The 18,873-nt window shown below is 65.0% G+C and carries 21 protein-coding genes and 1 tRNA gene; 17 read left to right on the top strand and 5 right to left on the bottom strand.

Annotated features, from left to right (window positions below; translation table 11 throughout):
* Positions 1-36 precede the first annotated feature (36 nt).
* Positions 37-813, top strand: coding sequence for a sulfite exporter TauE/SafE family protein (locus tag AB0T83_RS09960; protein ID WP_366192876.1), 777 nt, complete (start codon positions 37-39; stop codon positions 811-813).
* Between the two features lie 90 nt (positions 814-903).
* Here AB0T83_RS09960 and AB0T83_RS09955 read toward each other — a convergent pair whose 3' ends face one another.
* Positions 904-2,511: a phosphoenolpyruvate carboxykinase gene (locus AB0T83_RS09955; RefSeq protein ID WP_366192875.1), complete on the bottom strand. Its 1,608-nt coding sequence runs from the start codon at positions 2,509-2,511 to the stop codon at positions 904-906.
* Positions 2,512-2,854: 343 nt separating this feature from the next.
* Here AB0T83_RS09955 and AB0T83_RS09950 point away from each other — a divergent pair, with 343 nt between their 5' ends.
* Genes AB0T83_RS09950 through AB0T83_RS09930 form a run of 5 tightly spaced genes read left to right on the top strand, consistent with a single transcriptional unit; the run spans position 2,855 to position 5,803 of the window.
* Positions 2,855-3,298, top strand: a complete 444-nt coding sequence (locus tag AB0T83_RS09950; RefSeq protein WP_366192874.1) for an HPr kinase/phosphorylase — start codon at positions 2,855-2,857, stop codon at positions 3,296-3,298.
* On the top strand, positions 3,295-4,215 hold the full coding sequence (rapZ, locus tag AB0T83_RS09945; protein WP_366192873.1) for an RNase adapter RapZ: 921 nt from the start codon (positions 3,295-3,297) through the stop codon (positions 4,213-4,215). The genes AB0T83_RS09950 and rapZ overlap by 4 nt, the downstream gene beginning before the upstream one ends.
* Positions 4,212-4,604, top strand: a complete 393-nt coding sequence (locus tag AB0T83_RS09940) for a PTS sugar transporter subunit IIA (RefSeq protein ID WP_366192872.1) — start codon at positions 4,212-4,214, stop codon at positions 4,602-4,604. Before rapZ ends, AB0T83_RS09940 begins: the two co-directional genes overlap by 4 nt.
* A 9-nt stretch (positions 4,605-4,613) precedes the next feature.
* Entirely contained in the window at positions 4,614-4,892 is a 279-nt protein-coding gene (locus tag AB0T83_RS09935) for an HPr family phosphocarrier protein (protein WP_366192871.1), read from the top strand.
* Complete coding sequence (locus AB0T83_RS09930) at positions 4,892-5,803, top strand: lysophospholipid acyltransferase family protein (protein WP_366192870.1); 912 nt, start codon at positions 4,892-4,894, stop codon at positions 5,801-5,803. Before AB0T83_RS09935 ends, AB0T83_RS09930 begins: the two co-directional genes overlap by 1 nt.
* Positions 5,804-5,806: 3 nt before the next feature.
* Here AB0T83_RS09930 and AB0T83_RS09925 read toward each other — a convergent pair whose 3' ends face one another.
* A complete protein-coding gene (locus AB0T83_RS09925; RefSeq protein WP_366192869.1) occupies positions 5,807-6,763 on the bottom strand; it encodes a 1-phosphofructokinase family hexose kinase in 957 nt (318 codons plus the stop codon).
* A 110-nt stretch (positions 6,764-6,873) separates the two neighbouring features.
* A complete protein-coding gene (gene parC / locus AB0T83_RS09920; RefSeq protein ID WP_366192868.1) occupies positions 6,874-9,129 on the bottom strand; it encodes a DNA topoisomerase IV subunit A in 2,256 nt (751 codons plus the stop codon).
* Between the two features lie 133 nt (positions 9,130-9,262).
* Here parC and AB0T83_RS09915 point away from each other — a divergent pair, with 133 nt between their 5' ends.
* The 4 genes from AB0T83_RS09915 (at position 9,263) to AB0T83_RS09900 (ending at position 11,710) form a co-directional block, all read left to right on the top strand.
* Positions 9,263-9,955 (top strand): SH3 domain-containing protein, encoded by a 693-nt coding sequence (locus AB0T83_RS09915; protein ID WP_366192867.1) that lies wholly within the window; start codon positions 9,263-9,265, stop codon positions 9,953-9,955.
* Between the two features lie 68 nt (positions 9,956-10,023).
* A complete protein-coding gene (locus tag AB0T83_RS09910; RefSeq protein ID WP_366192866.1) occupies positions 10,024-10,851 on the top strand; it encodes an SDR family NAD(P)-dependent oxidoreductase in 828 nt (275 codons plus the stop codon).
* A 77-nt stretch (positions 10,852-10,928) separates the two neighbouring features.
* On the top strand, positions 10,929-11,135 hold the full coding sequence (locus AB0T83_RS09905; RefSeq protein WP_193139799.1) for a twin transmembrane helix small protein: 207 nt from the start codon (positions 10,929-10,931) through the stop codon (positions 11,133-11,135).
* Between the two features lie 2 nt (positions 11,136-11,137).
* Positions 11,138-11,710, top strand: a complete 573-nt coding sequence (locus tag AB0T83_RS09900; protein WP_366192865.1) for a cob(I)yrinic acid a,c-diamide adenosyltransferase — start codon at positions 11,138-11,140, stop codon at positions 11,708-11,710.
* An 11-nt stretch (positions 11,711-11,721) separates the two neighbouring features.
* Here AB0T83_RS09900 and AB0T83_RS09895 read toward each other — a convergent pair whose 3' ends face one another.
* Positions 11,722-11,880: a hypothetical protein gene (locus AB0T83_RS09895; protein WP_366192864.1), complete on the bottom strand. Its 159-nt coding sequence runs from the start codon at positions 11,878-11,880 to the stop codon at positions 11,722-11,724.
* Here AB0T83_RS09895 and AB0T83_RS09890 point away from each other — a divergent pair.
* The 4 genes from AB0T83_RS09890 to tuf all read left to right on the top strand — a co-directional run bounded on the left by AB0T83_RS09890 (position 11,879) and on the right by tuf (position 15,548).
* Complete coding sequence (locus tag AB0T83_RS09890; protein ID WP_366192863.1) at positions 11,879-12,637, top strand: electron transfer flavoprotein subunit beta/FixA family protein; 759 nt, start codon at positions 11,879-11,881, stop codon at positions 12,635-12,637. The two genes, AB0T83_RS09895 and AB0T83_RS09890, sit on opposite strands and share 2 nt — an antisense overlap.
* On the top strand, positions 12,637-13,566 hold the full coding sequence (locus AB0T83_RS09885) for an electron transfer flavoprotein subunit alpha/FixB family protein (RefSeq protein WP_366192862.1): 930 nt from the start codon (positions 12,637-12,639) through the stop codon (positions 13,564-13,566). The genes AB0T83_RS09890 and AB0T83_RS09885 overlap by 1 nt, the downstream gene beginning before the upstream one ends.
* Positions 13,567-13,681: 115 nt before the next feature.
* Entirely contained in the window at positions 13,682-14,260 is a 579-nt protein-coding gene (locus tag AB0T83_RS09880; RefSeq protein ID WP_366192861.1) for a hypothetical protein, read from the top strand.
* A gap of 112 nt (positions 14,261-14,372) precedes the next feature.
* Positions 14,373-15,548, top strand: coding sequence for an elongation factor Tu (tuf, locus tag AB0T83_RS09875; RefSeq protein ID WP_366192847.1), 1,176 nt, complete (start codon positions 14,373-14,375; stop codon positions 15,546-15,548).
* A gap of 162 nt (positions 15,549-15,710) precedes the next feature.
* Here the strand turns inward: tuf and AB0T83_RS09870 are convergent, their stop codons facing one another.
* A complete protein-coding gene (locus AB0T83_RS09870; protein ID WP_366192860.1) occupies positions 15,711-16,232 on the bottom strand; it encodes a peptide-methionine (R)-S-oxide reductase in 522 nt (173 codons plus the stop codon).
* A 158-nt stretch (positions 16,233-16,390) separates the two neighbouring features.
* Here AB0T83_RS09870 and AB0T83_RS09865 point away from each other — a divergent pair.
* From AB0T83_RS09865 to tdh, 3 genes are all read left to right on the top strand, one after another.
* A tRNA-Trp gene (locus tag AB0T83_RS09865) sits at positions 16,391-16,466 on the top strand.
* Positions 16,467-16,576: 110 nt separating this feature from the next.
* Positions 16,577-17,779 (top strand): glycine C-acetyltransferase, encoded by a 1,203-nt coding sequence (locus AB0T83_RS09860; RefSeq protein WP_366192859.1) that lies wholly within the window; start codon positions 16,577-16,579, stop codon positions 17,777-17,779.
* An 8-nt stretch (positions 17,780-17,787) separates the two neighbouring features.
* A complete protein-coding gene (gene tdh / locus AB0T83_RS09855; protein ID WP_366192942.1) occupies positions 17,788-18,813 on the top strand; it encodes an L-threonine 3-dehydrogenase in 1,026 nt (341 codons plus the stop codon).
* Positions 18,814-18,873 lie beyond the last annotated feature (60 nt).

The following is an 18,873-nucleotide window of genomic DNA, read 5'->3' as shown; positions in this document are numbered from 1 at the left end:
TGGGGCAGACAGGGCGCAGTTGAGGAAGGGAAGACCTTGGACTCGTTGTATTTTGCCCCGTCGCCGTTGATCCTTGGGGTGGCCGTGATCGTGACCCTTGTGGCGTCCTTCGTGAAAGGCGCCATCGGGTTCGCCATGCCGATGATCATGATTTCCGGGCTGGCCAGTTTCCTGCCCGCCGAACCGGCATTGGCCGCGCTGCTGATGCCGACGCTGGTGTCGAACCTGTGGCAGGCGTTTCGCAGCGGATTACGCCCGGCGCTGCAATCGGCGTGGGACTACCGCGTCTATCTTTGCGTTGTACTGGTGGTCATCGCGCTGGCGGCGCAGCTTGTGCGCGGCCTGCCGCAGGGCGCGCTGTTCCTGACGCTGGGCCTTGTGGTCACGGTGTTCGCGCTGGTGCAGGTGGTGGGGCTGCGGTTGCATATTCCGCCGCATCGCCGTCGTCTGGCCGATATCGGGATCGGCGCGGTGGCCGGATTTTCGGGCGGGCTGTCCGGGGTCTGGGGGCCGCCGACGGTGATGTATCTGACCGCCGTGAATGCGCCCAAGGTCGAGGCCATCCGGGTGCAGGGCGTGGTTTATCTGGGCGGGGCCATCGTTCTGGTGGCGGCGCATCTGCGCACCGGAGTGTTCAACGCGCAGACCGCGCCGCTGTCGTTCCTGCTGCTGGTTCCGATGGTCTTCGGCATGTGGGCGGGCCAGCATGTGCAGGACCGGCTGGATCAGGCGCGGTTTCGCAAGGCCACGCTGGTGGTGCTGGTGCTGGCCGGGTTGAACCTGGTGCGGCGCGGCGTGGAAACGCTGGGCTAGGCCGCGCCGCGCCCGGAAGTCTTTCCAGACCGAAAAACGCGCCCCTGAGGGCGCGTTTCGTGTTTCAAATGGACCAGCCGTCGGGCCCGATCAGGCAACGCCGCCAATGGCCACGGCCTTCACGTCCTCGTCGATATAGGCGAGGTACTGTTCGAAGTTCTCGGCGAACATCTCGACCAGTTTGCGGGCCTGCGCGTCATAGGCCGCCTTGTCGCCCCAGGTCGAGCGCGGATCCAGAAGCGTTGCGTCCACGTCGTGCACAGTCACCGGAACCTCGAAGCCGAAGTTCGGATCCTTGCGGAAGGTGGCGTCATTCAGCGAGCCATCCAGTGCCGCGGTCAGCAGGTTGCGGGTGGCCTTGATCGGCATCCGGTGGCCGGTGCCATAGGCGCCGCCGGTCCAGCCGGTGTTGACCAGCCAGCACGTGGCGCCATGCTTGGCGATCTTGTCGCGCAGGATCTGGCCGTATTCTTCCGGCCGACGCGGCATGAAGGGCGCCCCGAAGCAGGTCGAGAACGCCGGCTGCGGCTCGGTCACGCCACGCTCGGTCCCGGCCATCTTCGAGGTGAAGCCCGACAGGAAGTGATACATCGCCTGCGCAGGCGTCAGCCGCGAGATCGGCGGCAACACCCCGAAAGCATCGCAGGTCAGCATGATGATGTTCTTGGGATGCCCGCCCAGCGAGGTCTCGGAGGCGTTCGAGATATACGACAGCGGGTAGGCGCAGCGCATGTTCGGCGTCAGGCTGTCATCGTCGAAGTCCAGATCGCGGGTTTCGGGATCATAGACCATGTTCTCGATCACGGTGCCGAATTTCGACGTGGTGGCATAGATCTCGGGTTCGGCTTCCGGGTCCAGACCGATGGTCTTGGCATAGCAGCCGCCTTCGAAGTTGAAGGTGCCGCGTTCGGACCAGCCATGTTCGTCGTCGCCGATCAGCACCCGCGATTCGTCCGCCGACAGGGTGGTCTTGCCGGTGCCCGACAGGCCAAAGAAGATCGCCGTGTCGACGGGATTGTCTGGCGCGTGGTTGGCCGAGCAGTGCATCGGCATCACGCCCTTGTCCGGCAGGATGTAGTTCAGCAGGGTGAAGACCGACTTCTTGTTCTCGCCCGCGTATTCGGTGCCGCCGATCAGGATCAGTTTCTGTTCGAAGTTCAGCGCGATGACGGTTTCGCTGCGGCAGCTGTGGCGCGCGGGATCGGCCTTGAAGCTGGGGCAGTTGATGATGGTGAATTCGGGGTGGAAGCTGTCCAGTTCCTCACGTGCGGGGCGGCGCAGCATGTGGCGGATGAACAGGCTGTGCCAAGCCAGCTCGGTCACCATGCGCACGTCCAGACGCAGGGTCGGATCGGCGCCGCCATAAAGGTCCTGAACGAAATAGTCCTTGCCCTTCATGTGCTCCAGCATGTCGGCATGCAGGTTTTCGAACCCTTCAGGCGACATCTCGGCATTGGCGTCCCACCAGATCTTGTCGGCGACATCGGGAGTCCGAACGACATGCTTGTCCTTGGGGGACCGGCCGGTGAACTTGCCGGTGGACACCAGGAAGGTGCCGCCCTGGCCCAGTTCGCCTTCGTTGCGCTTCAGCGCCTGCTCGATCAGTGCGGGTTCAAGCAGGTTGTAATAGACCGTGCCGAGACCCACCATGCCCTGATCTTCGAGAGTTTGAGATGGGTTCACGCGTCCATGTGTCATCTGAGTGTGCTCCAGGCACCGCGGTCTTGCGGCAGTCGATGATATCTTCAGGCGCTGCACACGAGGGTACTGAACAGAGATGTGATGCAACGCTGGCCGGACCGGCATGGACCGACCCCGCGCATATAGCATGAGGCCTCGCGCCCGAAACAGGCCGGAAATGCGAGTTTAGCGCCATCACAGTCATGTTTGCGCAACCAAATTAGCACAAGTATGACAGCCCGTGGTCTTTTGTTGCAGAGGGGCGCGGAAACCCGCTCAACGGTTGTTGATTTCCTGACATGTCACAGGCACTTGCTGCGACTGCGAAAGTAGGGGAAGCTGGCGTCAACCAGAGGCCTTCATGATCGACATCACGACCGATTCCCGCGAAATCCGCCATGCGACCACGGTCGCGCTGTGCGGCGTTGCGGTGATGATCGAAGGGCCGTCCGGGTCGGGAAAATCGGCGCTGGGGCTGGAACTGATGGCCCATGGTGCCGAACTGGTGGCCGATGACCGGACCTTGCTGGAACGCGACGGCGACCGGGTGTTGGCCAGCGCGCCGCCCACGCTTCCGGCGCGGATCGAGGCGCGCGGCGTTGGCCTGCTGCCCGCCCGCCTGGCCGGACCGACCCCCCTGCGCCTGGTGGTGCGGATGGTGCCGGTCGAAACCGCACGATTGCCACAACCGGCCACAACCTGTGTTCTCGGACACAACGTCACCTTGATACATAAGTGCGAGACTGGCCATTTCGGGGCAGCCTTGCTGCAATTTATTCGGGGACACCACGAAAGTCTGCAATGAGCCACGCTACAGCTGCGCCATCCCAAGCCACTGCCCGGATCATCCTGGTGACCGGCCCGTCCGGAGCCGGGCGGACGACCGCCGTGCGGGCGCTGGAGGATCTGGGCTGCGAGGCGATCGACAATCTGCCGCTGTCGCTGGTGCCGCGCCTGCTGGACGGCCCGGCCCTGGGGCGCGTCCTGGTGCTGGGGGTCGATGTGCGCAACCGGGATTTCTCGGTCGCCGCGTTTCAGGATCTGATCGAACAGTTGCGCGGCGGCGGGGCGCGGGTCGAGGTGCTGTATCTGGATGCCGAGGCGGCGGTGCTTGAGCGGCGCTATTCCGAAACCCGGCGGCGGCATCCGCTGGCCCCGGCGGAAACCCCGGCGCAAGGGATCATGCGCGAGCAGGAGTTGCTGCTGCCGATCCGGGCGCTGGCCGACATCCTGATCGACACCTCGGCGCAGACGCCGCACGACCTGAAGGCGGAACTGGGGCGCTGGTTCGAACCGGACGGCGCGCAGCGCATGGCGCTGGTGCTGCACTCGTTCAGCTACAAGCGCGGGATGCCGCGCGGGATCGACATGGTGTTCGACTGCCGGTTCCTGAAAAACCCTTATTGGGATGTGTCGCTGCGGGCGCTGGACGGACGCGACCCGCGCGTTGCGGCCTTCATCGGCACGGATGACCGATATGCCCCATTTTTCGACAAAGTTAACGATCTTTCAGAATTCCTGTTGCCGGCCTATACGGCGGAGGGCAAGTCACACCTGTCGATTGGTTTCGGTTGCACCGGCGGGCAGCACCGCTCGGTCGCGCTGGCCGAAGCCCTGGCTCGCCGGCTTGGCGACAACGGGTGGAAGGTCAGCCTTCGGCATCACGAATTGGAACGGCGCAGCGCCATGATGGCCGCGCAGGTGGCGGAGGCGCCCCGATGATCGGAATTGTCATTGTGGCCCATGGGGGTTTGGCGCGCGAGTATCTTGCCGCCGTCGAACACGTGCTGGGACCCCAGGACAAGATGCGGGCCATTGCAATCGCCGTGAACGAGGACCGGGACGCCAAGCGCGCCGAGATCGAGGCCGCGGCCGATGCGGTGGACAGCGGCGACGGGGTGATCGTTGTGACCGACATGTTCGGCGGCTCGCCCTCGAACCTGTCTCTGCCGGCCTGCGAGCGCGCCAACCGGCGGATCATCTACGGTGCCAATCTTCCCCTGCTCATCAAACTGGTCAAGGTGCGCGACCGCACCGTCCCTGAAGCGGTGGACAACGCCTTGCAGGCCGGGCGGAAATACCTTGATTGCTTTGACGCTTTCGGCAATTGACGTGCGGACATGACTGATTCCATTCGCAAGACGCTCCGCATCATCAATGAAAAGGGCCTGCACGCGCGGGCCTCGGCGAAACTTGTCGAGGTTGTAGAAGCCTATGACGCCTCGGCGGAAGTGTCCCGCGACGGGATGAGCGCCGGGGGCGACAGCATCATGGGACTGCTGATGCTGGCCGCGTCCAAGGGCACCAGCATCACCGTGGAAACCCGCGGACCCCAGGCCGAGGAACTTGCCGGCGCGGTCGAGGCGCTGGTCGCCGACCGATTCGGCGAGGAGATGTAATGGCCGATATCCAGGGGGCCAACATTGGACAACGGGCGCGTCTGCGGGCCAGCCGGCGTGGCGAACCGGTGACCCTGCCCGCGGACTATGTACCCTATGACAAGCGCAAGCTGTCCTATGCCTCGACCTTCGACAACGGCTTCCAGACCACGCTGATCAAGTCGATGGAATGGGCCACCGGCAAGCTGACTCTGCTGCGCCTGATCCGCCAGTTCGAGCGCGAGGGCGTGCCCATGGGGCAGGCGTTCTGGCGCAAGGCGCTGGCGACCATGGGCATCGAGTTGACCACCCCAGACGACCAGATCCGCCGCATCCCCGAAAAGGGGCCGGTAATCATCGTCGCCAATCATCCGCATGGGCTGGTGGACGGCATGGTTCTGGCCGAACTGATCGGACGGGTACGTCAAGACTACAAGATCCTGACCCGCTCGCTTCTGACCGGGGTCGAGGAAATCCGCGAGTTCATGATCCCGGTGCCGTTCCCGCATGAGCCGGACGCGCTGCAGCAGAACCTGGAAATGCGCCGCCGTTCGATGGATCACCTGGCCGACGGCGGGGTCATCGTGCTGTTTCCCTCGGGTGTTGTGGCCTCGTCCGAAACCCTGATGGGCCCGGCGGTGGAGCGGGACTGGAACCCGTTTACCGCCAAGATGATCCAGCGCAGCAAAGCCAGGGTGGTGCCGGTGTTCTTCCCCGGCCAGAACAGCCGTGCCTATCAGATCGCCAACCAGGTATCGGCGACCCTGCGTCAGGGGCTGTTGATCCACGAGGTCGTGCATGCGCTGAACAAGCCGCAACGCCCGGTGGTCGGCCATCCGTTCCCCGGCGACGACATTCAGCGGTGGAGTTCCAATCCGCGCGGCCTGGTCGCCTGGCTGCGGGAACAGACGCTGGCGCTGCGCGAGGTCTAAGGCCTAGACCTCGGACAGCTGACAGCCCGGATACAGACGTTCCACATCTTCGGCCCGGCACAATTCGGTGGCGTCGGTCATCACCGCGGCATTGGCGGCAGCGGTGCCGTGATGCAGGGCCTCGGCCAGATCGCCGCCGCGCGACAGGGTCAGGGCGAAAGCGCCGACGAAACTGTCCCCGGCGCCCACCTTGCTGCGCACCGGCACCGGCACCGGGCGGCACAGCAGCCGGCGGCTGCCGTCGCACAGCACGTTGCCCTCGGCCCCGCATGCGATGACCACCGCATCGGCCACGCCGCGCCGCACAAGATCCTCCGCCAGATCCGCCGTCGCTTCTGGGCTGTCCAGGGTGGTGCCGGACAGTTCCTCGGCTTCCTGATTGTCGAAGCGCAGCACCATGGGGCGCTGCTCCTGCGGCGCGCGGGCAAGGCGCACAAGGCCCGCGCCCGAGGTGTCGATGATCATCCGCGCCCCGGTGGCCTCCAGCGCCGCGCATATGCGATGCGGCAGGCTGGGCGCAACGCCGGGTGGCAGCGAGCCGCTGAGCACCGCCAGCGTGGCGGGTCCGGGCAGGGTGGCGCACAGGTCCAGCAGGGCCTCGACCTCAGTTTCCTGCCAATCGGGACCGGGCATCACGAAACGGTACTGATCGTTGTTGGATTGATCGGTCACCGACAGGCTTTGCCGGGTTTCGCCCGGCAGCGGCAAGACGCGCAGGCTGAGGCCCTCGGCAGTCATCATCTGGCGCACCGCTTCGCCGGTGGCGCCGCCAAGGGCCACCACGGCAAGGCTTTCGCCGCCCATGTGACGGATGGCGCGGCTGACGTTGATCCCGCCGCCGCCCGGATCGCGACGCGGCGGGGCGCAGCGCAGCTTGTCGCCCGCGCGGACCTGATCCACTTGCGAGGACAGGTCCAGCGCCGGGTTCAGGGTGATCGTCAGAATGGCCGGATGTGCCATATTCCCTTGCCTCTTGCCGCGCGGTGCAGGAACCGGGCGGGTTTTCCTATAAGAATCATGCGAAGATCATGCCCGAAGGGAAAGCGTTTTCAGCCTTCCGTTGCGTCGCCTCAGGTGAACTTGCGATCCTTTGGAAAGCCGCGCGGAACCTGTCGGCCAACGCCGGCCCGTTTGCCCAACCATTGCGCAACGTCCGGCTCGCGGCGGGTCTGCCCGTTCGGCGTCTGCCAACTGAGCCCCTGTTCCACGTCGAAGGTCGTCAGGTCGGCCAGACCGCCGTCCAGTTCCAGGCTGCCCTGCCGCCCGCGCGCCATGTTGTACTTTTGCAGCCGCACGCCCTTGCCGCGCACCATCTCGGGCAGTTCCTCGACCGGGAAGGCCAGCAGCTTGCCGTTCTGACTGACCACGGCGACGTGATCGCCGCGCACGGCGCGGCACAGTGCCGCGCGCGCCGGCTCCTTGACGTTCAGCGCCTGTTTGCCGCTGCGGGTCTGGGCCAGCACCTCGTCCTCGGTCACCACGAACCCGTCGCCGGTGTTGGAGGCCAGGATCAGCTTGCGACCCGGCACATGCAGGAACAGGTCGATGATCTCGACGTCATTGGGCAGATCCACCATCAGGCGCAGCGGCTCGCCCATGCCGCGGCCGCCGGGCAGATTGGCCGCCGACAGCGTGTAGAAGCGCCCGTTGGAGCCGAACACCAGCAGCTTGTCGGTGGTTTCGGCATGGAAGACGAAACGGCTTTCGTCGCCGTCCTTGAACTTCAGTGGGCCGTCCAGCGCCACATGGCCCTTCATCGCCCTTATCCAGCCCATTTTCGAGCAGACCACGGTGATCGGCTCGCGGTCGATCATGGCTTCCAGCGGCACTTCGGCCACTTCAGTCAGTTCCGAGAACTTGGTGCGCCGGGCGCCGCCTGGGGCCTTGGCACCGAACTTCTTGCGCACCTCGCGCAATTCGTCCGAGATCCGGCTCCATTGCAACTCGTCGCTCTCCAGAAGGTCCACCAGATCGGCGCGTTCCTTCAGCAGCGCGTCGCGCTCGTTGCGCAACTCCATTTCTTCCAGCTTGCGCAGCGAGCGCAGACGCATGTTGAGGATCGCCTCAGCCTGCACTTCGGTCAGGGTGAATTCCTCGATCAGCTTGGCCTTGGGATGATCGTCATAGCGGATGATCTCGATCACCCGGTCCAGGTTCAGGAAGGCGACCATATAGCCTTCCAGCACCTCCAGCCGGTGGTCGATCTTTTCCAGCCGGTGCTGCGAGCGGCGGATCAGCACCTCGCGGCGATGGTCCAGGAAGGCGCGCAGAACCTCTTTCAGCGAGCAGACCTTGGGGGTGCGCCCGTCGATCAGCACGTTCATGTTCAGCGAGAAGCGGATTTCCAGATCGGACAGGCGGAACAGGGTGCTCATCAGCACATCGGCATCGACGTTGCGCGACTTCGGTTCCAGCACGATGCGCACGTCATCGGCGCTTTCGTCCCGCACATCGCCCAGGATCGGCACCCGCTTGGCCTGGATCAGCTCGGCCAGCTTTTCGATCAGCTTGGATTTCTGCACCTGATAGGGGATTTCGGTGACCACGATCTGCCACTGGCCGCGGCCCATTTCCTCGATCTCCCAGCGCGAGCGCAGGCGGAAAGCCCCGCGTCCGGTGCGATAGGTTTCAAGAATGCTCTCGCGTGGTTCGACGATGACACCGCCGGTGGGGAAATCCGGGCCGGGGATCAGGTCGACAAGTGTTTCGTCATGGGCGTTGGGCGCCTTGATGAGATGCAGGCAGGCGGCGCAAAGCTCATCCAGATTGTGCGGTGGGATGTTGGTCGCCATCCCCACGGCAATACCGCTGGAGCCGTTCGCCAAAAGGTTGGGAAAAGCCGCCGGCAGAACCTCGGGTTCCTGCAGCGTGCCGTCATAGTTGTCGCGGTAATCCACCGCATCCTCGGCCAGCCCGTCCAGCAGCGCCTCGGCGGCGGCGGTCATGCGGGCCTCGGTATAGCGGGCGGCCGCCGGGTTGTCGCCGTCGATGTTGCCGAAATTGCCCTGACCGTCGACCAGCGGATAGCGGATCACGAAATCCTGCGCCAGACGCGCCATGGCATCGTAAATCGCGGCGTCGCCATGCGGGTGATAGTTGCCCATCACGTCGCCCGAGATCTTGGCCGACTTGCGGAAGCCGCCGTTCGACGCCAGCCGCAGCTCTCGCATTGCATACAGGATGCGCCGGTGCACCGGCTTCAGCCCGTCGCGGGCATCGGGCAGGGCGCGGTGCATGATCGTCGACAGCGCATAGGTCAGATAGCGGCTGCCGATCGCGCGGCGCAGCGGTTCGGAATGTTCTTGGGGCGTCTCGGGCGTGTTCATGATCACGGTTTAGCGGGCGGCGCGGGGGCGGTAAAGCGGCGCTTGCAGGCAAGGACATCCGGGCTAGCTGACTACTGGTAACTCAGGGCAGAATGGGTACGATAATCTGGCGGCTCACCAAGGAATTGTGCATATGGGGTTCAAGTTGACGGTCCTGCTGGCGATGGCCATTTTCATTGCCTTCTATTTCGCGCCGGAGCCGGAGGACGGGCCGAAGCCGCCGCATGTGCTGGAAAGGGCCGCGGAACTGCAGGAAAATGCCCCGCCGCCGGTGGAGCCCGCGCCCGAACGCGCCGCGAGCGTGGCCGACAGCACCCCCGCTTCGGCCCCCGCGAACACGTCGATTTCACCTGATCCGGCACCAGATGCGGCCCCGGTTGAGGATGTCGCAGATCTGCCCGAGGTGTCCGCCGAAGAACTGGCCGCCGAACTGGCCGAAAGACTGCCGACCCTTGGTCTGGACGGGTTGAGCGGGTCCGGCACCGCCGGGGCGCTGGCCTTGTCGGATTCGGTGCGCGCCCGCAGCGAAGGTGAGGCCGGCGCCGATCTGACCCGCCCCAGTGTCGGCGGCGGCGAGGTGGTTGCAGTGGCGGACACAGAGCCGCTGCCCGAGGCCGAAGGTGAGCCCGCCCGCGCGCAGGTGCTGGGCACCACGGTCAATCTGCGGGCCGGGCCATCGGTCGGCGACCCGGTGGTGGGCCGCGTGAATTTCGGCGATGAAGTGGTGCTGCTGGGCGAGGAACGCGACGGCTGGCGCAGCATCGCGCATCCGGACACCGGGCAGCCGGTCTATATGGCCAGCCGATTCCTGCAGCCGCTGCCCTAGGCCCGGCTTGCGATTGCGCCGTCCGCGTGGCAGGTCAGGCCAGCCGCAATGAAAGGGCCGTCCCCGCCATGTCCCGCACGATATTGATCACCGGGTGCAGTTCCGGCATTGGCGCCCATGCCGCCCGGGCGCTGCATGACGCCGGGTGGCGCGTGTTCGCCACCTGCCGCGCCGAAGCCGATGCCGCCCGCCTGCGCGACGCGGGGCTGGAGGCGCTGAAACTGGATTACCGCGACAGCGGTTCGATGACCGCTGCGGTGGGCGAGATCCTGTCCCGCACCGGCGGACGGCTGGACGCACTGTTTAACAACGGCGCCCATGCGCTGCCCGCCCCGGTCGAGGATATCCCCACCGACGGCTTGCGCGACCTGTTCGAAGTGAATTTCTTCGGTTGGCACGAATTGACCCGTCTGGTGCTGCCGGCGATGCGGGCGCAGGGGCAGGGGCGGATCGTCATGTGCTCGTCGGTGCTGGGCTTCGTGCCGGCGAAATGGCGCGGGGCCTATGTGGCGTCGAAATACGCCATCGAGGGCTATTCGGATGTGCTGCGGCTGGAGATGCGGGAATTCGGCATCCACGTCAGCCTGATCCAGCCCGGCCCGATTCGGACCGATTTCCGCAAGAACGCGATCTTGCAGTTCGAACGCTGGATCGACTGGCGCAACTCGCCGCGCGTCGCCCAGTATGAGGCCAGCCTGCTGGATCTGCTGCGCAAGGGCTCGGGCGACAGCCCGTTCCAATTGCCGCCCTCGGCGGTGACACGGCCGCTGATCCATGCGCTGACGGCGAAACGCCCGCGCCGCCGCTACCGGGTGACGACGCCCACGCGGGTGATCGCCCAGATGCAGGGTCTGCTGCCCGCCGCCGCGCTGGACCGGTTGTATGACCGAGCGTAAGACGGGCAGACGCGACGAAAAGGCCGGTCGCAATCCCGGCAGGGCCGATTAGATGCAGCGCATCCGGAGGAAACACGATGCTCAATGATCCCCTGTTTTTCGTGGTCGCGGCGGCCTGTCTCGTGGTGGTGGTCATTCTGGCCATCGGCATCGGTGGCTTCGGCCGGGGCGGCGAGTTCAACCGCAAGCACGGCAACCGCCTGATGCGCTATCGCATCGCGGCGCAATTCGTTGCCATTCTTCTGATCCTGGGCTTCGTGGCCCTGCGCCGCATGGGAGGCTGACCATGGTCGTTCTCAACAAGATCTACACCCGCACCGGCGACAAGGGCGACACTGCCCTGGGCAATGGCACGCGGGTGCCGAAGAACGCGGCACGGGTGAATTCCTATGGCACCGTGGACGAATTGAACGCCACCGTCGGGATGGCCCGCCTGCATGCCGAAGGCACGATGGATGCACAGCTGGCCGCGATCCAGAATGATCTGTTCGATCTGGGCGCCGACCTGTGCCGCCCGGACATGGCCAGCGATGCCGAGGCCGAGTATCCGCCGCTGCGGCTGGCCGCCAGCCAGGTTGACCGGCTGGAGGGCGAGATCGACGCGATGAACGCCCACCTGTCGCCGCTGCGGTCCTTCATCCTGCCCGGCGGTTCGGCGCTGGCCGCACATCTGCATCTGTGCCGCACCGTGGCGCGACGGGCCGAGCGGCTGGCCGTGGAACTGGCCTTCGCCGAAGAGGTAAACCCGGCGGCTGTGAAATTCCTCAACCGGCTTTCCGACTGGTTCTTCGTTGCCGCCCGCATGGCCAACGATTCGGGCGCGGCGGATGTGCTGTGGGTGCCGGGGGCGAACCGTTAACGCTCACAACCTCAGACCTTGGTCTTAAAATACGGCACCAACGGAAAGAACGTTGCGGATTCCGGGGCGTTCTTGTCGCTTTTTTGCTGTTGAAGCCCCTGTGGTTTGTCTAGATCATGCGCCAATGCAAACGCTGCAGGCGCAGAAAAACGAACGGAGACCGCCGTCATGAAGGTAATCGTGCCCGTCAAGCGGGTGATTGACTACAACGTAAAGGTTCGTGTGAAGGCGGACGGGTCGGGTGTGGATCTGGCCAACGTGAAAATGTCGATGAACCCTTTCGACGAAATCGCCGTCGAAGAAGCCATCCGCCTGAAAGAGGCCGGTGTCGCCTCTGAAATCGTGCTGGTGTCCATCGGCGTGAAGCAGGCGCAGGAAACCCTGCGCACCGGTCTGGCCATGGGCGCGGATCGCGCCATCCTCGTGGTGGCCGCCGAAGACGTGCACACCGATATCGAGCCACTGGCGGTGGCCAAGATCCTCGCCAAAGTGGTCGAAGAAGAAGAACCCGGCCTCGTGCTCTGCGGCAAGCAGGCCATCGACAACGACATGAACGCCACCGGCCAGATGCTGTCGGCCCTGCTGGGCTGGAGCCAGGCGACCTTCGCCTCGGAAGTGAAGATCGACGGCGACAATGCGCTGGTCACCCGCGAGGTGGACGGCGGCCTTCAGACCATCAAGGTCAAGATGCCCGCCATTGTCACCGTGGACCTGCGCCTGAACGAGCCGCGCTATGCCTCGCTGCCCAATATCATGAAGGCGAAGAAGAAGCCGCTGGATCAGAAGACCGCCGAAGACTACGGCGTTGACGTGACCCCGCGTCTTGAGGTCGTCAAGACCAGCGAGCCGGCGGAACGTGCCGCCGGGATCAAGGTGGGCTCGGTGGATGAGCTTGTGTCGAAACTCAAAGAAGCAGGGGTCGTGTAATGGCTGTTCTCCTTCTTGCCGAAGTCACCAACGGCGAACTGGCGCTGGACGCCACCGCCAAGGCCGTGACCGCCGCTGCCCAGATGGGCGAAGTGACCGCGCTGTGTGCCGGGGCCTCAGCCGCCGCCGCCGCCGAAGAAGCCGCAAAGATCGCCGGTGTCACCAAGGTGCTGGTCGCCGAGGATGCTTCGCTGGGCCATCGCCTGGCCGAGCCGACCGCCGCGCTGATCGCCAGCCTTGCGGGCGACTACGACCACATCGTCGCCCCGGCCACCACCGACGCCAAGAACGTGCTGCCCCGCGTGGCCGCGCTGCTGGACGTCATGGTGATCTCGGATGTCTCCGGCGTCGTCGATGCCGACACATTCGAGCGTCCGATCTATGCCGGCAATGCGATCCAGACCGTGAAGTCGAGGGATGCCAAGAAGGTCGTCTCGGTCCGCACCTCGACCTTCGACGTGGCGGGGGACCAGGCCGCAGCCCCGATCGAGACCATCTCGGTCGGCGACAACCCGGCCCTGTCGGAATGGGTCGAGGACAAGGTGGCCGAAAGCGACCGTCCCGAACTGACCTCGGCGGGCGTCGTTGTGTCCGGCGGCCGCGGTGTCGGCTCGGAGGAAGACTTCAAGCTGATCGAAGCCCTGGCCGACAAGCTGGGCGCCGCCGTCGGGGCCTCCCGTGCCGCGGTCGATTCGGGCTATGCCCCGAACGACTGGCAGGTGGGCCAGACCGGCAAGGTCGTGGCGCCCGAGCTGTACGTCGCCGTCGGCATTTCGGGGGCGATCCAGCACCTTGCCGGGATGAAGGACAGCAAGGTCATCGTCGCCATCAACAAGGACGAGGAAGCGCCGATCTTCCAGGTCGCCGACTACGGCCTTGTGGCCGACCTGTTCCAGGCGGTGCCGGAACTGACCGAGAAACTGGGCTGATCGCTCAGCTACGCGGCCCTTCGGGGCCGCGTCCGCACTCGGGGCCAGACGCCCTGTTGCCGTGGCCCGGATGCTCGGGTACCACGGCCCGCAACGCCCCTCACGAGAGCCACCGATGACGTTGCTTCGCCTTCTTCCGACCCTGCTGGCCCTTGCGGTCCTGTCCGCCTGCACCACCGAGCTGGATCCCGAGATCCAGAAGACGGGTCTGGGGGACTTCAGCCTCGACCGCCTGGTGGTGGTCATGGACGACAAGCCGCAAAGCGGGTTCCATTCGCGCAAGGTGTCCAACGACACGCTGAAGGCGGCGGTGGTCAAGGCGGTCGAGCCGCGCCTGTCGCGCTTTGACGGCGAGGGCAGCTATTCCATCGGCATCAAGGTGCAGGGCTATATCCTGGCCCACCCCGGCGTGCCGGTGCTGCTGGCGCCGCGCTCCACCCTGTTTCTGTCGGTCAACGTTTACGACGACGTGCCGCGCCGTCTGAACCCCAAGCCCGCGAACCTGACTGTCTGGGAAGATGCCGGTGGCGATACGGTGGTCGGCTCGGGCTATACCCAGACCGGCGAGGAACAACTGGCCGAACTGGCCGACAACGCCGCCATCGAGATCGAACGCTGGCTGCGCGAGAACCCGCAATGGTTCAAACCCAAGCCCGGCGCCGCCCCCGCAGACGCGGCCCCGGACGAGGACTGAGCCACCCCCATCGCGCCCGGCACTGCAACTGGCGCTTGATTTTCCCCGCTGCGCTTTGTAACGAGCGCGCGATGTTAGACCCGGGCACGTTGATCGCCCCAAGGAGGCCATCATGGCAAAGGAAAAGTTTGACCGCAGCAAGCCGCACGTGAACATTGGCACGATCGGCCACGTTGACCACGGCAAGACGACGCTGACCGCGGCGATCACCAAGTATTTCGGTGATTTCAAGGCCTACGACCAGATCGACGGCGCGCCGGAAGAGAAAGCCCGCGGCATCACCATCTCGACCGCGCATGTGGAATACGAGACCGACAACCGCCACTACGCGCACGTCGACTGCCCCGGCCACGCCGACTATGTGAAGAACATGATCACCGGTGCCGCGCAGATGGACGGCGCGATCCTGGTGGTGAACGCGGCCGACGGCCCGATGCCCCAGACCCGCGAGCACATCCTGCTGGGCCGCCAGGTTGGCATCCCGAAGATGGTCGTGTTCATGAACAAGGTCGACCAGGTGGACGACGAGGAGCTGCTGGAGCTCGTGGAAATGGAAATCCGCGAACTGCTGGAAAGCTACGAATACCCGGGCGACGAGATCCCGATCATCGCCGGTTCGGCGCTGGCCGCGATGGAAGGCCGGGATCCGGAAATCGGCGAGAACAAGATCCGCGAACTGATGGCGGCCGTGGATGAGTACATCCCGACCCCAGACCGCGCCGTGGACCAGCCGTTCCTGATGCCGATCGAGGACGTGTTCTCGATCTCCGGCCGCGGCACCGTTGTTACGGGGCGTGTCGAGCGTGGCGTGATCAACGTTGGCGACAGCATCGAGATCGTCGGCATCCGCGACACCACCACCACCACCTGCACCGGTGTGGAAATGTTCCGCAAGCTGCTGGATCGCGGTGAAGCGGGCGACAACATCGGCGCGCTGCTGCGCGGCATCGACCGTGAGGGCGTGGAGCGCGGGCAGGTTCTCTGCAAGCCGGGTTCCGTGACCCCGCACACCAAGTTCGAAGCCGAGGCCTATATCCTGACCAAGGAAGAAGGCGGCCGTCACACGCCGTTCTTCGCGAACTACCGTCCGCAGTTCTACTTCCGCACCACCGATGTGACCGGCACCGTGACGCTGCCGGAAGGCACCGAGATGGTGATGCCGGGTGACAACCTGAAATTCGAGGTCGAGCTGATTGCCCCGATCGCGATGGAAGAAAAACTCCGCTTCGCCATCCGCGAAGGCGGTCGCACGGTTGGGGCAGGGGTCGTTTCCAAGATCATCGAATGATGATCTTGGCATCCTCGGGCGTCGCCGGCGTGGTGTCGAAAATCATCGAGTGATCGAGATGCGAAGCGCTCGCGCGGCGCGTCAGGCAAGACAGTCAGGGGCCGCACCTTCGGGGGCGGCCCCATTTTTTCGGTCGCCGGACCGGGCGATGGCTTCGGAGCGTCAAACGGGCCCGGTGGTAAAGTTCAGGGCGGCGCCGTTGATGCAGTGCAGCGTTGTCTTGCCCACGGTCAGGATGTGTCCCAGATGCGAGCCGCAGCGGCGGCAATGCGCCTCGATGATGGACAGGACGCGGATGTCGGTCATCCCGACATAGGGATTGCCATCGATTCCCATCAGGATCGCGTTGGGCTCGGCGTGCCGGAAGAAGGCCCAGCCGACATCCGGATAGACCTGCCAGACCGAGGAATAGAGGGTCAGGTCGCAGCCCTTGCAGGCATACTGGCCATCGTCGTGCGCATTCCAGTAGGGGCTGGAAAACTTCTCTTCCGTGCCACCTTTGCGCAGGATGTTGTAGTCTGCCTCGCTCAGGCGGGCGCGCCACTCCGCCTCGCTTCGGGTGATTTCGTACTGGAAGCCGTCGCCGGGCGTTTCGGCCGCAGCCGTGCGGATCTGGGCCGCGCCCAGGGCTGCGATGGCCGTGCTGCCCAGAAAGACACGTCTGCTCAGGGTCGGGGCCGTCATCGGGGGTCTCCTTGAAAACGGAATGGGAAGAAATCATGGCTCAACCTACAGCCCAGACCGGGACACGGAGAAACCACCTCTTGGAGAGCATCTTGTGATCTTCCCGCCGCTTTTGGCTTGCGGACTGCAGCGAATACGCCTATTCAGCAGGCCGGCCTAGGGGTTTAGCTCAGTTGGTAGAGCATCGGTCTCCAAAACCGAGGGTCGTGGGTTCGAGTCCCTCAGCCCCTGCCAGTCTTTCACATATCGCGATCAGACGCGCCTTCGGGCGCCCGGCGATTCCTCGTGACAGGGCGGCATGGCTTTGACAGGCTGTCATGGTACATTCGATTTCCGGGGGAGCCATGACCGACGCGTTTCTCGACCATATCGGTACCACGCTCGCCGGCCTCAAGGCCGACGGGCTGTACAAGACCGAACGCGAGATCACCTCGCCGCAGGGCCCGCGCATCGACGTACAGCGCAACGGCACCGTGCAGAACGGCGTGCTGAACCTGTGTGCCAACAATTACCTGGGGCTCGCCGATGATCCGGCCCTGATCGCCGCCGCGAAGGCCAGCTATGACGACTATGGCTATGGCATGGCCTCGGTCCGGTTCATCTGCGGCACCCAGGATATTCACCGCAAGCTGGAGCGCCGTCTGGCCGGGTTCCTGGGCAAGAACGACGCGATCCTGTTCGCCGCCTGTTTCGATGCCAACGGCGGGCTGTTCGAGCCGCTGCTCGGCCCCGGGGATGCCATCGTGTCGGACGCGCTGAACCATGCCTCGATCATTGACGGGGTGCGGCTGTGCAAGGCGCAACGCTATCGCTACGCCAATTCCGACATGGCCGATCTTGAGGCGCAACTACAGGCCGCCCGCGACGGTGGCGCGCGTTTCGTAATGATCGCCACGGATGGCGTGTTTTCCATGGACGGCTACCTGGCCAATCTGCCCGAGATCACCCGGCTGGCACAGAAATACGATGCACTGGTGATGGTGGACGATTGCCATGCGACGGGGTTCATGGGGCCGCAGGGGCGCGGCACGCCCGCGCATTTCGGGGTCGAGGTCGATATCCTGACCGGCACGCTGGGCAAGGCGCTTGGCGGCGCCATCGGCGGTTATATCGCCGGGCCGCAGGCGGTGATCGATCTGCTGCGGCAGCGGGCGCGGCCCTATCTGTTTTCCAACTCGCTGCCGCCGTCGGTGGTGATGGCGGGTCTTGCCGCGCTGGATCTGGTCGAGCAGGGAGATGCCCTGAGGGCGCAACTGTTCGAGAACACCGCCTATTGGCGCAGCGGGCTGGAGAGCCTCGGCTTCACCACCCTGCCGGGCGAACACCCCATCGTGCCGGTGATGCTGGGCGAGGCGCGGCTCAGCCAGGATCTGGCGGCGGCGCTGTATGAGCGCGGCGTCTATGTGGCCGGGTTCTTCTTCCCGGTGGTGCCGAAAGGGCATGCGCGCATCCGCACCCAGATGAATGCCGCCTTGACGCGCGAGGATCTGGATCAGGCGCTGGACGCCTTCGCCGCAGCGGGCCGGGCGGTTGGAGCGCTGACATGAGCAACCAGATGAAGGCGCTGGTGAAAGCCCGCCCCGAGATGGGCCTGTGGATGGAGCGCGCCCCGGTGCCCGAGATCGGCCCCGACGACGTGCTGATCCGTATCCGCAAGACCGGCATCTGCGGCACCGATGTGCACATCTGGAACTGGGATGACTGGGCCGCCAAAACGGTGCCGGTGCCGCTGATCACCGGGCATGAGTTTGCCGGCGAGATCGTTGAATTGGGGCGCGACGTGACCGACCTGAAGGTCGGACAGCGCTGTTCCGGCGAAGGGCATCTGATCGGCCACCATTCGCGCCAGTCGCGCGCGGGCAAGTTCCACCTTGATCCCGAAACCCGCGGCATCGGCGTGAACGAACAGGGGGCCTTTGCCGAATACCTGCGCCTGCCGGCCTTCAACGTGGTGCCGCTGCCCGATTCGATCCCCGACGAGATCGGCGCCATTCTCGACCCCCTCGGAAATGCCGTGCACACCGCGCTCAGCTTCGATCTGATCGGCGAGGACGTGCTGATCACCGGCGCCGGGCCGATCGGCATCATGGCCGCCGCCGTGGCGCGCCATGTGGGCGCGCGCCATGTGGTCATCACCGACATCAATCCCGACCGGCTGAATCTGGCGCAGAAGGTCACCGATCTGCGGCCGGTCAATGTGGCCGATGAAGACCTGAAGGATGTCATCGCCGAACTGGGCATGCGCGAAGGCTTCGACGTCGGCATGGAAATGTCCGGCAACCAGATAGCGCTGGACCAGATGGTCGAAGGCATGGTCATGGGCGGGCGCATCGCGATGCTGGGCATTCCGCCCGGAAAATCCCCTGTGGACTGGTCGCGCATCGTCTTCAAGGCACTGACCATCAAGGGCGTCTATGGCCGCGAGATCTTCGAGACCTGGTACAAGATGATCGCGATGCTGCAGAACGGGCTGGATATCTCGCGCGTGATCACCCACCGTTACCCGGTGGATGATTTCGTGGACGGATTCGACGTCATGCGCTCGGGCAAAAGCGGCAAAGTGGTTCTGGACTGGGGCTGACGCCCCTGCGCCGCCAGGGTTTCCTTCCCGTGGCGTCGCGCGCAAGAGCGCCGCTTGAAT

The sequence above is a fragment of the Meridianimarinicoccus marinus genome (genome assembly GCF_040689105.1).
Taxonomy (GTDB): domain Bacteria; phylum Pseudomonadota; class Alphaproteobacteria; order Rhodobacterales; family Rhodobacteraceae; genus Meridianimarinicoccus; species Meridianimarinicoccus marinus.
Note: the sequence above shows the minus strand (reverse complement) of the source record. Positions and strands in the feature narration are given on the sequence as shown.

Coding starts and splice junctions, on each gene's coding strand:
- AB0T83_RS09955 (WP_366192875.1), bottom strand. CDS start 2,511: ATGACACATGGACGCGTGAACCCATCTCAAACTCTCGAAGATCAGGGC.
- AB0T83_RS09950 (WP_366192874.1), top strand. CDS start 2,855: ATGATCGACATCACGACCGATTCCCGCGAAATCCGCCATGCGACCACG.
- rapZ (WP_366192873.1), top strand. CDS start 3,295: ATGAGCCACGCTACAGCTGCGCCATCCCAAGCCACTGCCCGGATCATC.
- AB0T83_RS09940 (WP_366192872.1), top strand. CDS start 4,212: ATGATCGGAATTGTCATTGTGGCCCATGGGGGTTTGGCGCGCGAGTAT.
- AB0T83_RS09935 (WP_366192871.1), top strand. CDS start 4,614: ATGACTGATTCCATTCGCAAGACGCTCCGCATCATCAATGAAAAGGGC.
- AB0T83_RS09930 (WP_366192870.1), top strand. CDS start 4,892: ATGGCCGATATCCAGGGGGCCAACATTGGACAACGGGCGCGTCTGCGG.
- AB0T83_RS09925 (WP_366192869.1), bottom strand. CDS start 6,763: ATGGCACATCCGGCCATTCTGACGATCACCCTGAACCCGGCGCTGGAC.
- parC (WP_366192868.1), bottom strand. CDS start 9,129: ATGAACACGCCCGAGACGCCCCAAGAACATTCCGAACCGCTGCGCCGC.
- AB0T83_RS09915 (WP_366192867.1), top strand. CDS start 9,263: ATGGGGTTCAAGTTGACGGTCCTGCTGGCGATGGCCATTTTCATTGCC.
- AB0T83_RS09910 (WP_366192866.1), top strand. CDS start 10,024: ATGTCCCGCACGATATTGATCACCGGGTGCAGTTCCGGCATTGGCGCC.
- AB0T83_RS09905 (WP_193139799.1), top strand. CDS start 10,929: ATGCTCAATGATCCCCTGTTTTTCGTGGTCGCGGCGGCCTGTCTCGTG.
- AB0T83_RS09900 (WP_366192865.1), top strand. CDS start 11,138: ATGGTCGTTCTCAACAAGATCTACACCCGCACCGGCGACAAGGGCGAC.
- AB0T83_RS09890 (WP_366192863.1), top strand. CDS start 11,879: ATGAAGGTAATCGTGCCCGTCAAGCGGGTGATTGACTACAACGTAAAG.
- AB0T83_RS09895 (WP_366192864.1), bottom strand. CDS start 11,880: ATGACGGCGGTCTCCGTTCGTTTTTCTGCGCCTGCAGCGTTTGCATTG.
- AB0T83_RS09885 (WP_366192862.1), top strand. CDS start 12,637: ATGGCTGTTCTCCTTCTTGCCGAAGTCACCAACGGCGAACTGGCGCTG.
- AB0T83_RS09880 (WP_366192861.1), top strand. CDS start 13,682: ATGACGTTGCTTCGCCTTCTTCCGACCCTGCTGGCCCTTGCGGTCCTG.
- tuf (WP_366192847.1), top strand. CDS start 14,373: ATGGCAAAGGAAAAGTTTGACCGCAGCAAGCCGCACGTGAACATTGGC.
- AB0T83_RS09870 (WP_366192860.1), bottom strand. CDS start 16,232: ATGACGGCCCCGACCCTGAGCAGACGTGTCTTTCTGGGCAGCACGGCC.
- AB0T83_RS09860 (WP_366192859.1), top strand. CDS start 16,577: ATGACCGACGCGTTTCTCGACCATATCGGTACCACGCTCGCCGGCCTC.
- tdh (WP_366192942.1), top strand. CDS start 17,788: ATGAAGGCGCTGGTGAAAGCCCGCCCCGAGATGGGCCTGTGGATGGAG.